Raw genomic sequence first — 14,525 nt, forward strand, 5'->3', positions numbered from 1 at the left:
TTTTATTCATAATATCACTAATTATTCATAAAATTCCAAATCATAGAATATATACGGTGTTCTTAACATTAAATATGATCCAGTTTTATCACATATTTTCTAATCATGCTGGTTACCGTGTATCCTTGTTTAGTATTCAGTGGCTGGTTCCCAACTAAATCAATACTAGACTTGGTAAAAATATTTGGTATTTTTTTGGTTGTTGGCATAATTTTATGGACAATGTCATATATGTTATTTGGTAAGATTTTAAAGTAAAAATTTGGGGTAAACAAAAACTGCTCCGTTAGGAACTTCTAACGGAACAGTTTTTTTGATTAATTGAGTTTATGATTCTCTAGCCTGATCGGCTTCCTTCATCTTCTTCTCAATGTCTGCGATTGAGTAAACAGATTTAGGTTTCTTTACATCTGACTCAGGTTCCATATCACGATAAACTGGAAGACCAGTACCAGCAGGAATGATCTTACCGATAATAACATTTTCCTTTAATCCAAGTAATGGATCATTCTTGCCGCGAATAGAAGCATCTGTTAGGACACGAGTTGTTTCTTGGAATGAAGCAGCTGATAAGAAGCTGTTAGTTTCAAGGGCAGCTTTGGTAATACCCAGAATTACACTTTGGGCAGTTGCAGGTATACCACCAGAAATAATTACAGATGTGTTGCGATCTTTAAATTGACCAATATCCATAATCTCGCCCGGCAACAAGTCGGTCTCACCAGGATCAAGCACACGAACTTTTTGTAACATCTGTCTGGTTAATACTTCGACGTGCTTGTCAGAAATATCAACACCCTGCATTCTATATGCTTTTTGGACTTCAACCAGAATGTACTCTTCAGTAGTTAAAGTATCGGTAACTTGAATCAACTCTTTCGGATCAATTGAACCAAGAGTTAACTTATCGCCACGTTGAACTTCATCGCCCTCGGCAACTGCTACTGATGCAGTATAAGGAACACTGTAACTTCTGGTATCAATCTTACCTTTAACAGTGATTTCACGAGTATGTTCAGCAGGATTTTCCTGAATTGAATCAACTACACCATCAACTTCAGAAATTATCGCACGTCCTTTAGGATTACGAGCTTCAAACAATTCCTGCACACGAGGAAGACCTTGAGTAATATCTTCAGCGCCGGCAACACCACCGTTGTGAAATGTACGTAAAGTCAGCTGCGTACCAGGTTCACCAATTGATTGAGCGGCAACAGTACCAACTGCTTCACCAACTTCAACTTCTTCACCTGTAGCTAAGTTCATACCATAACACTTGCGGCAAACACCGTGTGGCGTGTCACAAGTTAAGATTGATCTAATCTTTACGTTAGTCACACCTGCATCGCAAATTTGGTGAGCCAAGTTTTCATCCATCATAACGTTACGACCGATAATTGTGGCACCGGTTCTAGGATCTTTAACCGTTTCGGCAGTAAAGCGTCCCAATAATCGATCGTAGAGTGGCTCAATTAATTCGTCACCTTCCATGATTGCGTGAACATCAATACCGCGATCGGTACCACAATCATCTTCACGGATAATAACGTCTTGCGCAACATCGACTAACCGCCGAGTTAAGTAACCAGATTGTGCAGTCTTTAAAGCAGTATCCGTCATACCTTTACGTGCACCGTGAGTTGACATGAACAGTTCTAGAACTGACAAACCTTCCTTAAAGTTGGAAGTAACTGGAATTTCGAACAAACCACCGTTTGGAGTAGCCATTAAGCCACGCATACCAGCAAGTTGAGTAAAGTTTGAAATATTACCACGGGCACCAGAGTCGGCCATGATGGTAATAGGATTACGTGGATCATAAATCTGAGCAATTTCATCTTGGACTTGATCCTTACAATCATTCCAGATGCTAATTACACGATCATGACGTTCCTGCTCGGTGATTAAACCGCGTCTAAACTGCTTAGACACCACATCAACTTGTTTGTGGGCTTTTGCAACTTTTTCATCTTTATCCTGAATTTCGGGAACATCGGTCATACCAATCGTAATACCAGAAGTAGTTGAACTGGTATAACCTAAAGTCTTCAAATCATCAAGATATTCTGAAGTTCTTTGAACCTTGTAATACTTGTAAATTGTAGCGATAGAATCAGACAAGAAGGACTTCTTAAATGGTGTAGAAATCAAATCATTTGCCACGCTGTCAATTTTCTCATGAATATCTTCGCCAGGCTCCAAGAAGTACTTGGCAGCAAGAGGATTATTCAAGTTTTCTTCAGTTGGTTCATTAACGTAGAAATAATCTTCTGGGAAAATTTGATTGAAAATGATTCTGCCGTATGTAGTAACAAAAATACCATGTTCATAACCTTTAGGCCATGCTTTCTTCGGCATTGAGTCAGCAGACATTCCGATAATAGTGTGGTAATGAATGTCACCGTTAGTGTAAGCAACTGTCGCTTCATCAGGTGAATTGAAAATCATTCCTTCACCTTCGCGACCCTTTTCAGCCTGAGTCAACCAGTAGTTACCCAAAACGATATCCTGTGATGGAGTAACAATTGGTTTACCATCCTTAGGAGCAAGAATATGGTGAGCAGCCAGCATTAACATTCTTGATTCAGCAACAGCCTCATCTGACAGAGGCACGTGAATCGCCATCTGGTCACCATCAAAGTCAGCGTTGTAAGCCTCACAAGCAAGTGGGTGCAGACGAATGGACTTTCCAGGTACCAAAACTGGTTCGAAGGCCTGAATACTCAAACGGTGCAAAGTAGGGGCACGGTTTAACAATACCGTTCTTTCCTTAATAACATCCTCAAGTACATCCCAGACATCATCGTCTTCGCGGTCAATTTTCCGTTTAGCACTCTTGATATTTGTAGCAATCTTACGCTTAACAAGCTCATGCATGACAAATGGTTTAAACAATTCCAAGGCCATCGGACGCGGAACACCACATTGATAGAATTTCAATTTTGGAGAAACATCAATAACGGAACGACCGGAATAGTCAACACGTTTACCAAGCAGGTTCTGACGGAAACGTCCCTGCTTACCTTTAAGCATATGCGATAAAGATTTCAGCGGGCGGTTACCTGGTCCTACTACAGAACGTCCACGGCGGCCATTATCAATTAACGCATCTACTGCTTCTTGCAGCATCCGTTTTTCGTTTTGCACAATAATATTAGGTGCATTTAGATCTAACAGTCTCTTTAACCGATTGTTACGGTTAATTACTCTTCTGTATAAATCATTTAGGTCAGAAGTCGCAAAACGTCCACCTTCAAGTTGAACCATCGGGCGCAAGTCGGGTGGTATAACTGGGACAGCATCTATAACCATCCATTCTGGTTTATTACCAGAATCTTTAAACGCGTCCAGAATATCAAGTCTTCTGATAGCACGGGTACGTTTTTGACCAGTAGCAGTTTCCAGTTCTTTCTTTAAATCGGTAACTTCCTTATTTAAATCAACTTTACGTAACAAATCACGAATTGCTTCAGCACCCATTTTGGCCGTAAAGCGATTACCGTATTTTTCTTTCTGTTCCCGGTATTCTGCCTCTGTTAAAAGTTGTTTAAATTCTAGATCGGTATCACCAGGATCAATTACAATATAAGCCGCAAAATAGATAACTTCTTCAAGGAGTCTCGGAGAAATATCCAAAATGAGTCCCATTCTTGATGGAATCCCTTTAAAATACCAAATATGAGTAACTGGTGCGGCCAATTCAATATGACCCATTCGTTCTCTTCTAACTTTAGAGGAGGTAACTTCAACACCACAACGATCACAGACGATCCCGCGGTATCTCACACCTTTATATTTACCACATGCACATGACCAATCCTTAGTCGGTCCGAAAATTCGTTCATCAAACAAACCATCTTTTTCCGGCTTTAAAGTACGGTAATTAATAGTTTCTGGTTTTTTAACTTCACCGTATGACCAGCTGCGAATTTTATTCGGAGATGCAAGGCCAATTTGCATGCTTTCAAATTTATTTACGTCGATCAAAAGTTTAACCTCCTACTTATTGAGAAATCTTATTATCATCGTCAGACTGATCTACAGGGGTATCCAATTCCTCTGCTGCTTCTTCATTATCTTCAGAATCTGCAGTTTCTGCGGCCAACTTCTTCTTTTGTTGCTCTTCAGCCATCTTTGAAAGAGTATCAATGTTCAAATGCTCATTTGAATCATCATCCATATCACGCAATTCGATTTCTTTATGATTCATGTCAAGAACGCGAATATCCAATCCTAAAGATTGCAATTCTTTAACTAGGACACGGAATGATTCAGGAACACCTGGTTTTGGAATTCTTTCACCCTTGACAATAGCTTCATAAGCTTTGACACGGCCAACAACATCATCTGATTTATAAGTCAAAATTTCCTGCAAAGTATATGCTGCACCATAAGCTTCCAGAGCCCAAACTTCCATTTCACCAAAACGCTGTCCACCAAACTGTGCTTTACCACCAAGAGGTTGTTGCGTTACTAATGAGTAAGGCCCAATTGAACGTGCGTGAATCTTGTCGTCAACCATGTGGGTCAACTTCAGATAGTGCATGATACCAACAGAAACCCGGTTGTGGAAAGGCTCACCGGTACGGCCATCATAAAGAACTGTTTTACCATCTTTATCAATACCGGCCTTATGAACAGTATCCCAAACATCGTCTTCACTTGCTCCATCAAATACTGGTGTAGCGACATGAATACCCAAGTTATCTGCAGCACGGCCAAGGTGTAATTCCAAAAGCTGACCAATATTCATACGTGAAGGAACACCCATTGGGTTTAAACAAATATCAACTGGAGTACCATCTGGTAAATATGGCATATCTTCTTCTGGTACAACTGCGGCAACAGTACCTTTGTTACCGTGACGACCAGACATTTTATCGCCGACTTGAATCTTTCTCTTTTGTGCAATGTAGACCCGGACTAAAGTATTAACACCAGGAGATAGTTCATCACCATTTTCTCTAGTATAAACTTTAACATCACGGACAATACCGCCACCACCGTGAGGAACACGTAATGAGGTATCACGCACTTCACGAGCTTTTTCACCAAAAATGGCATGCAGCAGTCTTTCTTCAGCTGATAGTTCAGTAACACCCTTAGGCGTAACTTTTCCTACTAAAATGTCTCCGTCATGAACTTCAGCACCTACACGAACAATACCTTGACCATCGAGATCCTTAAGTGCATCCTCACCAACGTTTGGCAATTCACGTGTAATCTCTTCAGGGCCAAGTTTAGTGTCACGGGCTTCTGATTCATAATCTTCAATACTGATTGAAGTATAAACATCATCTTTTACCAGACGTTCAGAAAGCATGATGGCATCTTCGTAGTTATACATGTTCCAAGTCATAAAAGCGATAACTGGGTTTTGACCCAAAGCCAATTCGCCATGATCCATTGTTGGTCCATTGGCAATTACTTCACCCTTTACAACTTTGTCGCCTAACTTAACGTTAGGAGTCTGATTGTATGATTTCGAATTGTTTGAACGACGATATTTTTCCAGAGTGTACTTATCCAGTGTACTGTCAGCACGTCTTACTCTGATAGTGTTGGCATCGACATATTCAACTGTACCAGCGGCTTTAGCCAAAACTGCTGCACCGGAATCATGTGCTGCACGATATTCCATTCCAGTACCAACAAGACAGCTGTGAGGATTAATTAAAGGTGCAGCTTGTCTTTGCTGGTTAGCGCCCATTAAAGCACGGTTAGAGTCATCATTTTCCAAAAACGGAATACATGCTGAAGCAACAGAAACAACTTGTTTAGGAATAACATCCATGTAGTCAATTTTATCTGGACTAACTTCGACGTTATCTTCCTTATGACGTGCTAAAACAAGATCATCTTTAAATGAACCATCCGGATTAAGTGGAGTATTGGCACCAGCGATAATGTAGTTATCCTCAACATCAGCGGTGAGGTAATCAATTTTATTAGTTACCTTGTGTGTGGTCCAGGAAACCCGACGATATGGCGTTTCGATAAAGCCATATTTATTAATAACTGCGTATGTAGCAAGAGAGTTAATCAAACCAATGTTAGGACCTTCAGGAGTCTCAATTGGGCACAAACGACCATATTGAGTATAGTGAACATCCCGCACCTCGTATCCAGCACGATCACGTGTTAAACCACCAGGCCCCAAAGCAGACATACGGCGCTTATGAGTTAATTCACCCAGCGGGTTGTGCTGGTCCATAAACTGTGACAGTTGTGATGAACCAAAGAACTCTTTAATACTTGCCACAATTGGCCTGATATTAATTAATTGTTGCGGCGTCACAGTTGAAGGGTCTTGAATTGACATTCTTTCTCTAACAACACGTTCCATCCGGGCCAAACCAATTCTAAACTGGTTTTGCAACAATTCACCAACACGACGAATACGACGGTTACCTAAGTGATCAATATCATCAGTGTTACCAATTTCATCTTGCAACAAGAAGAAATAATTAATAGAAGCAACCACGTCAGCTGGAGTTAAATACTTAACTTTTTTATCAATATGACCGTTAGAAATTAATTTAACAACACGTTCAGGATTTACCTTGGAGTAAACTTTTATCTCTTGAACATTAATTGGATCAGGTAAAACGCCCTCTTTGGATGGTTGATAAGTAACCATCTTAAAGTCATCGCGATCAAGATACTTTTCTAGAGTATCCATCACTTCATGGGTCACAACTGTACCCTTTTTAACGATAATTTCACCTGTATCAGGGTCTGCCAAAGTTTCTGCCAGAGTTTGACCATACAAGCGACTCTTTAAAGATAACTTCTTATTAACTTTATATCGACCAACGGGTGCTAAATCATAGCGACGTGGGTCAAAGAAGCGTGCATAAAGAAGTGAACGTGAAGAGTCAGTCGTTTTTGGTTCACCGGGACGCAGGCGCTCATAAATATCTTTTAACGCTTCAGCTACACGAGAATCAGCCGGATTCTTATGTACATCTTTATCCAAAGTGAATTGTAGCGTATCACTCTGACCAAAGAGGTCTAAAATCTCGTCATCCGAACTAATTCCAAGTGCCCTGATTAAAACAGTTAGTGGCAATTTACGAGTACGATCAACGCGAACGTAAGAAACATTCTTAGCATCAGTTTCATACTCAAGCCAGGCACCACGGTTTGGTATCACAGTAGTACCAAAAATTTGCCGACCATTCTTGTCATAATCACCAGAATAATAAACACTTGGTGATCTAACTAATTGAGAAACGATGACCCTTTCAGCACCATTAATAATAAATGAGCCAGATTCAGTCATTAATGGTAAATCACCAAAGAAAACATCTTGAGTCTTAATCTCACCGGTTTTTTGATTGGTCAGTTTTAAAGTAACGTGCATTGGTGCAGCATAAGTTGCATCATGATCACGTGCTTCATCAACGGTATATTTTGGTTTTTGCAGTTTATAGCCCAAATATTCCAGGGAAAGCTTACCTGAAAAGTCACTAATTGGCATAATATCATCAAAAACGTCTTTAATACCCTCATCCAAAAACCATTGGTATGATTCGGTTTGCACATCTGTCAAGTTAGGCAGATCCAGCACTTCTTTAATGCGGGAAAAACTGCGCCTTGTCCGATGTTTGCCAAAATTCACTACGTGTCCATTTAACAAGGAGAAAACACCCTTTCTGTCAGAGAAAGCTAATATTACATTTTGATTACAATTTCAAAAAGCCGGAAATTTATGCATAAAAAAGACAAAAACAACCTTTGTCGTTTTTGTCTATTATTATTTTGCTGGACAATAGATCAGCAAAATCCTGAAAATCAGCTTTTTAATCACGCACTACTATAACAAAATAAAATTCGTGTGTCAATTAATTCACTTTGCGCCGACTAAATTATTATCTTTTTGTTTCAAAACATCAAATTTTAAGTGATTATGACTGCACCCAACTTTAAGAATATCACCATTCTTAAGGTCACCTTTAATCAGCATTGAAGCAATCTTATCTTCAATATCTTTCTGAATTGCACGGCGCAGCGGTCTTGCTCCCATTTCAGGATTATAACCATCTTTTGCAATCTTATCCAAAGCAGCTGTGGAAATTTTCAGTTGAACTCCTTGTTTATGCAAGCGGTCAATCAATTTACGAGTTAAAAGCGTAACAATTTGACGTAATTGCTTTTGATTAAGCTCATCAAAAATAATAGTTTCATCAATCCTGTTTAAGAATTCAGGTCTGAAGAACTCTTTAAGTGCTTGCCGAACGCGATCTTGACGCAGCTTGGTTTGACTAGTATTATCAGCATTAAATCCTAGAGCCTGCGTCTCAAATAATGAACGGGAACCCAAATTGGAAGTCATGATAATAATAGTATTTTTAAAGTCTACTTTACGGCCCTTGGAATCGGTTAAAAAGCCATCTTCCAAAACCTGTAGCAACAAGTTGAATACATCAGGGTGAGCTTTTTCAACTTCATCCAATAATACTACTGAATATGGATGGCGGCGAACCTGTTCAGTCAACTGGCCGCCCTCATCATAGCCAACATAGCCCGGAGCAGAACCAATCAATTTACTATTAGCTATTTGATCCATATATTCAGACATGTCAATTCTAATCAAGTTGTTCTCAGAGCCAAAAATTGCTGCAGCGATTGCTTTTGCTAGCTCAGTTTTACCGACCCCTGTCGGACCTAAAAATAGGAATGAACCAATTGGTCGATTTTCATCTTTAATACCGCTGCGACTTCGCCTGACCGCCCTGCTGACAGCAGAAACTGCTTTGTCCTGACCAATGATGCGCTTATGTAAGTCTTTTTCCAAATTGGCTAAGTGCTTAGTTTCATCCCGATTCATTTGGGTAACGGGAACACCGGTCCAATTAGAAACTACTTTAGCAACATCTTCAGGTTGAACTATAGCACCTTTACTAGTTGATTCATCAAGCTTTGTTGTTAATTCATCTTGTCTTCTTTGCAAACTATTTTGTCTTTCCTGGAGTTGTGCAGCTTTAGCAAAATTCTGGTTAACTGCAGCATGATTCTTTTCGCCAATGACTTTCTCGATTTGATCATTAAGTTGCAATAACTGATTGTTAGAACCTTTACCTGACTTAATCTTAACCGCAGCACTTGCCTCATCAATTAAATCAATTGCCTTATCTGGTAAATAACGGTCAGAAATATAGCGGCTAGAAAGATCAATTGCATTTTCTAAAGCAGAATTAGATATTTTTACATGATGAAATTTTTCGTATTTTGGTTTTAAGCCATTCAAAATTGCTAAAGTTTCAGCACGAGAAGGTTCATTTAACCTCACGATTTGGAACCGACGAGCTAAAGCCTGGTCCTTTTCGACATACTTTTGATACTCATCAAAAGTTGTTGCCCCAATCATTTGGATATCGCCTCGAGCTAAAGATGGCTTTAAAATATTTGCAGCATCAATTGAGCCTTCAGCGCCTCCAGCTCCAATGAGAGTGTGCATTTCATCAACAAAGAGAATAATATTGCCATTCTCAGTAATTTCCTTGATGATTTTTTTCATCCGGTCTTCAAATTCACCACGATATTTTGTACCAGCAACAAGTCCACCTAAATCCAGTGAGACCACTTGCTTCTTTAATAAATCGTGCGGTACTTTTTTGGCAACAATGGCGCTTGCAATGGCTTCTGCCACTGCCGTCTTGCCTACACCTGGTTCACCAATCAACACAGGATTATTTTTATTACGCCGAGATAAAATTTCAATCACTCGTGCTACTTCACGATCACGCCCAATGACTGGATCGATCTCACCATTTTCAGCCCTCTCGTTGAGGTTGACTGAAACCTGATCAAGAGTTGGTGTGCTAGAATTTCTACTGGTGCTTTCTTCAGAGCCATTAAAACCTGACCAACTGCTATCCTCTTGATCATTTTCATCCATATCTTGTTCATCTTCACCTAAACTGTGCAGGATGTCATTACGCAAACCATCAAGATCAATGTTTAAATTACGCAAAATCACAGAAGCCAATATCTGCTCATTGAGAACCATTCCTAATAAAATATGGCAGGTTTTAATTTTAGCAGAACCTTCTCGTTCAGCTAAAGTGCCAGCATATGCCAAAACCATGCTGAGGCGTGGTGACATCTGCATGTAACTGGTTTTGCCAGCTGAGCCATAACCTGTATAACGTTCAATTTCTTCACGAATTGCTTTCGGTGTTGCACCCCAAGCCCGCAAATTTTTGCCGGCTTCACCATCAGATTCAATTACCATCGCAAGTAGTACGTGTTCAGTACCAATCAAACGATGATGAAAATTCTGTGCTTGCTCTCGTGCAATTTCTAATACTTGATTTGCACTAGTCGTATAAGATTTTTTCATCATAGCACCACCTTTAAAAATGACGTGTATACACTATAAACCTTTTTGAGAATTTGTAAAATATTCTGTTTGCAACAGAATTATTAATGTCAAAAAACTTTGCAACTATTATACCAAAGAGATGCAGTTCGCGCGACCCAATCCTCCTTTATTATTTAAATTAGAAATAATTTTTCAACAGAATACTTGTACAAGAATCTTAGTGGGCTGTTATAACTTCCAAAAAACTAAAAATTCTCATACTAGCAAAAATAAATTACCAGCATGAGAATAAATCTATATATTATCGGGAAAACAGGATTCGAACCTGCGACCTCTACGTCCCGAACGTAGCGCTCTACCAAGCTGAGCTATTTCCCGTTTATTAAAAAAACTCACCACTTTTGGTGAGTCTTTTTCCTAGAGCGGAAGACGGGATTCGAACCCGCGACCCCCACCATGGCAAGGTGATGTTCTACCACTGAACTACTTCCGCAAGACAAATATTATTATAGCAAACCAATCTCATTTTGCAACCTTTTTAAGTAAAATAAATCCGTAAAATAAGTATTTTAACGGGAAAGCTTGCCTTTTGAGAGTTTCTAAAACATAATTGCTAGTAAAAGGTAGTATTCTGTTATACACAAATATGAAATCATATCACTGTCAGATAAAAAGGAGGCTACAGAATTGCAAAAAGAACTGGAAAAACTTGTTAATTTAGATTCTGGTAAAATCACTTTTGATGATAGTCAAATTGACTATATGTTGCAAAATATCGGAAACCTTGACCCACATCTTCGTGATGATGTTGTTTATACGCTTTTTGCTCGTGGCTTTTTTGAAAATTCATTTACTTCAAAGCAGAAAGCAAAAATTTTTACCAATTTTATAAATTCAAAAAATCTGTTTAAGGGCATCGATCAGCCAGAAAACGATTTAATTTTTCTCAGAACATTCAGTGCATTACTGGGTTCCCTAATTTTAGATGACGATAAAAAGCATTCGATTTTAAATGCGACCAAACGAAAAACTCTTTTTAACTGGAGTATTTCCTATTTGAAGGAAGAAAAAGATTTCCGCGGTTATGTTAAAGATAAAGGTTGGGCTCACAGCGTTGCTCATGGTAGCGACTTTTTAGGCTCTACTTTAAGTCATCCAGATTTTACAACAAATAATACTGCTGATATTTTGGCCATAATTGAAACGGTCTTTCAAAATATGCAAGGACCGTTTATTGATGATGAGGAGCAACGGTTAGCTTTTGCCTTTTTTGAAGGCGTTCATTTCGGTAAAATACCGACTGCTGAGTTTAATTCGTTTATTAACTGCTATAACGAAAAAATTTATCAGCAGCTCGTAGAAAATGATCGCATCAGCTGGTATCGATTAAGTTCCTGGCTCAAATTACTTCAAAACTGGTATTTTTATTTTTCAAACCAGTCTGTTAAAGATAATCTACTTAAAAAGATTTCTGAATATAACGAACAACTGGGATACCAACTGTAAACAAAATAAAAATGAGTCCTAAAAGTAATATTCTTTTAGGGCTCATTTTTAAAATGTTTTCTTAATTATTATTTGCTCTTTTTCTTCATGTCTTCTTCGACTTCGCGTTCAATATCTTCAATTCGTTCAGGGCGCATTGTTGGGAATAGTAAAACATCCCTAATTGCAGGTGCATCTGTCAAAAGCATCACCAATCTATCGATTCCGATGCCCAAACCACCTGTTGGCGGCATACCGTATTCCATAGCACGCAGATAATCTTCATCGATCATATCTGCTTCATCGTTTCCAGCTTCACGTTCTGCCATTTGTGCTTCAAAACGCTCACGTTGGTCATCTGGGTCGTTTAGTTCTGAAAAGGCGTTACCGTACTCTTCACCCATGATGTAAATTTCAAAACGATCGGTAAACCGAGGATCATCAGCATTTTTCTTAGCCAATGGTGAAATTTCAACTGGATGACCATAAACAAAAGTAGGGTCAACAATTGTTTCTTCGCAATATTTTTCAAAGAAGGCGTTAATGATATGACCAACCTTCCAGAAGCTTTCAACCTTGATGTCATGGTCTTCAGCAATTTTGGTTGCTTCTGCTACGCTCATCTTTTGCCAGAAATTAACGCCGGTCTTTTCCTTAATTAGGTCAACCATATGAACGCGGCGGAAAGGCTTACCCAAATCAATATTTGTGCCCTGATAAGTAATCTTGCCATCATCTGATACGACTTTAGCAGCAGCACGAATGATGCCTTCTGCTTCATCCATTACATCATGGAAATCCCAGTAAGCACAGTAAGTCTCAAGTTCAGTAAACTCAGGGTTATGGTGTGTGTCAAGGCCTTCATTTCTAAATACCCGACCAATTTCGTATACTCTTTCCATATCACCGACAATCAAACGCTTTAAAGGTAATTCCAAAGCTATTCTCATGTACAAATCAATATCTAAAGCATTATGATGAGTGATAAATGGCCGTGCTTCTGCACCACCTGGAATGTTATGCAAAACAGGAGTTTCAACTTCCAAGAAGTCCTTGCTGTTCAGATAGTCACGAATAGCTTGAATAATTTTTGTTCTATTTACAAAACGTTCATAACTTTCGCGATTGGTAATTAAATCGAGATAACGTTGACGATATATTTGTTCAACGTCTTTTAAACCATGATATTTTTCTGGCAATGGACGTAAAGCCTTAGATAAAAAGGTAACATGAGTCGCGCGAATCGTTAACTCACCGGTATCAGTTTTCATAACTTCGCCGTCAATACCCAAAAAGTCGCCAATATCGGACTTTTTAAAAATCTTATAATTGTCTTCACCGACAATGTCCTTACGAACATAAATCTGTATTTTGCCTGTCCGATCATAGAGATCCGCAAAACCGACTTTACCCTTTCCTCTTTTTGCCAGCATTCTGCCAGCAATTTTAGTCTTAGGCAATTCCTTGTTTAGCTCATCTTTATCATCTTGAGAATATTTTTCATTCAAAGACCGCGCTAAGTCTTGCCGATCAAACTTTCTCATTCCAAAAGGTTCGATACCATTTTCTCTTAATTCGTCTAATTTTTGGCGTCGAACGATTAATTGGTCATTCATTTCATTTTTAGCCAATTACATTTCCTCCATTATTAATTAACATCACTTCTGACAGTCCTTTGTTTTTGCCTTTTTTCATAATCATCAACGAAATTGTCAAGCAAATCATAAACTTCTTGTGCCGTCCAAACTTCATTTATTTTAGCACGAGTACGTGCAGAACGGGGAACTCCCTTTAAATAGTAGGCTGCTTGCTGGCGAAATTCAGGCACTGCAATTTTTTCACCTTTTAATTCAACTAAACCTTTTAATTGGTGTTTAGCTGTAGCAACCTTTTCACGGACCGTCTGCGGTTTGAGTTTCTCACCGGTTTCTAAATAGTGCACCATATTTTTAACTATCCAGGGATTACCCAAGGCTGCGCGACCTATCATGACTGCAGTTGATCCAATCTCATCCAAAGCTTTTTTAGCTAATTCCGGCGTCGTTATATCACCGTTAGCCACAAAAGGAATATCAAGTACTTGTGCTACATCGTGCAATGTTTCCCAGTCAGCTTCACCCATATACATTTGCTTACGAGTTCTACCATGCATAGCAATCATGCTGGCACCAGCTTCCTGCGCTGCCAAGGCGTTTTCTACTGCAAAAATATGTTTACGATCCCAGCCAATACGCATTTTGACAGAAACTGGCTTTTGCACATTTTGGACAACTTTGTGAACCATCTGATAAATTTTATTAGAATCAAGCAGCCATTTGGAGCCCGCATCTGTTTTGGTTACTTTAGGAACCGGACAACCCATATTAATATCTATAATGTCTGCAGCAGTATGTTGGTCAATATATTGTGCTGCTTCAAGTAAAGTATCTTCAGTACCACCAAAAATTTGAATACTCATGGGGTGCTCACGCGGGGCAACCTTCATCATAGACATAGTTTTTTTGTTACGATATATAATGCCATGATCCGAGATCATTTCACAGACAACTAAGCCTGCCCCGAATTCCTTACAAATCATTCTAAAAGCCGAATTTGACACTCCAGCCATTGGAGCCACTACAACACGATTAGGAATAGTAATATCACGAATTTTCCAACTATTATCCACTAAATCACCCTTTCAAAACACCATAATATCTTAACAAAAAGG

General features: G+C 39.1%; 7 protein-coding genes and 2 tRNA genes. 1 reads left to right on the top strand and 8 read right to left on the bottom strand.

Annotation, left to right across the window (positions count from 1 at the left end; translation table 11 throughout):
* Positions 1-68: 68 nt before the first annotated feature.
* The 6 genes from F5ESL0260_RS09470 to F5ESL0260_RS07045 all read right to left on the bottom strand — a co-directional run bounded on the left by F5ESL0260_RS09470 (position 69) and on the right by F5ESL0260_RS07045 (position 10,823).
* The gene (locus F5ESL0260_RS09470; protein WP_158593821.1) at positions 69-209 is read right to left on the bottom strand and encodes a hypothetical protein; all 141 of its coding nucleotides are present in this window, start codon (positions 207-209) and stop codon (positions 69-71) included.
* A 118-nt stretch (positions 210-327) separates the two neighbouring features.
* A complete protein-coding gene (gene rpoC, locus F5ESL0260_RS07025) occupies positions 328-3,987 on the bottom strand; it encodes a DNA-directed RNA polymerase subunit beta' (protein ID WP_122026353.1) in 3,660 nt (1,219 codons plus the stop codon).
* Between the two features lie 16 nt (positions 3,988-4,003).
* Entirely contained in the window at positions 4,004-7,642 is a 3,639-nt protein-coding gene (rpoB, locus tag F5ESL0260_RS07030; protein ID WP_122026354.1) for a DNA-directed RNA polymerase subunit beta, read from the bottom strand.
* Positions 7,643-7,852: 210 nt separating this feature from the next.
* Positions 7,853-10,348: an ATP-dependent Clp protease ATP-binding subunit gene (locus F5ESL0260_RS07035; RefSeq protein WP_122026355.1), complete on the bottom strand. Its 2,496-nt coding sequence runs from the start codon at positions 10,346-10,348 to the stop codon at positions 7,853-7,855.
* A gap of 286 nt (positions 10,349-10,634) precedes the next feature.
* Positions 10,635-10,708, bottom strand: a tRNA-Pro gene (locus tag F5ESL0260_RS07040).
* 43 nt (positions 10,709-10,751) lie between these two features.
* Positions 10,752-10,823, bottom strand: a tRNA-Gly gene (locus F5ESL0260_RS07045).
* Between the two features lie 194 nt (positions 10,824-11,017).
* On the opposite strand from F5ESL0260_RS07045, the gene F5ESL0260_RS07050 reads away from it, so the two are divergent.
* Positions 11,018-11,836: a DUF2785 domain-containing protein gene (locus tag F5ESL0260_RS07050; RefSeq protein ID WP_122026356.1), complete on the top strand. Its 819-nt coding sequence runs from the start codon at positions 11,018-11,020 to the stop codon at positions 11,834-11,836.
* Positions 11,837-11,904: 68 nt separating this feature from the next.
* Here F5ESL0260_RS07050 and lysS read toward each other — a convergent pair whose 3' ends face one another.
* Together lysS and dusB are read right to left on the bottom strand one after the other, a co-directional pair.
* A complete protein-coding gene (gene lysS, locus F5ESL0260_RS07055) occupies positions 11,905-13,446 on the bottom strand; it encodes a lysine--tRNA ligase (RefSeq protein WP_122026357.1) in 1,542 nt (513 codons plus the stop codon).
* 17 nt (positions 13,447-13,463) lie between these two features.
* Positions 13,464-14,483 carry a tRNA dihydrouridine synthase DusB gene (dusB, locus tag F5ESL0260_RS07060; protein ID WP_122026358.1) on the bottom strand — a complete coding sequence of 340 codons (1,020 nt, stop codon included), beginning with the start codon at positions 14,481-14,483 and terminating at the stop codon, positions 13,464-13,466.
* Between the last annotated feature and the right edge of the window lie 42 nt (positions 14,484-14,525).

The organism is Lactobacillus sp. ESL0260 (genome assembly GCF_003692935.1).
In the GTDB taxonomy this organism is placed as follows: domain Bacteria; phylum Bacillota; class Bacilli; order Lactobacillales; family Lactobacillaceae; genus Lactobacillus; species Lactobacillus melliventris.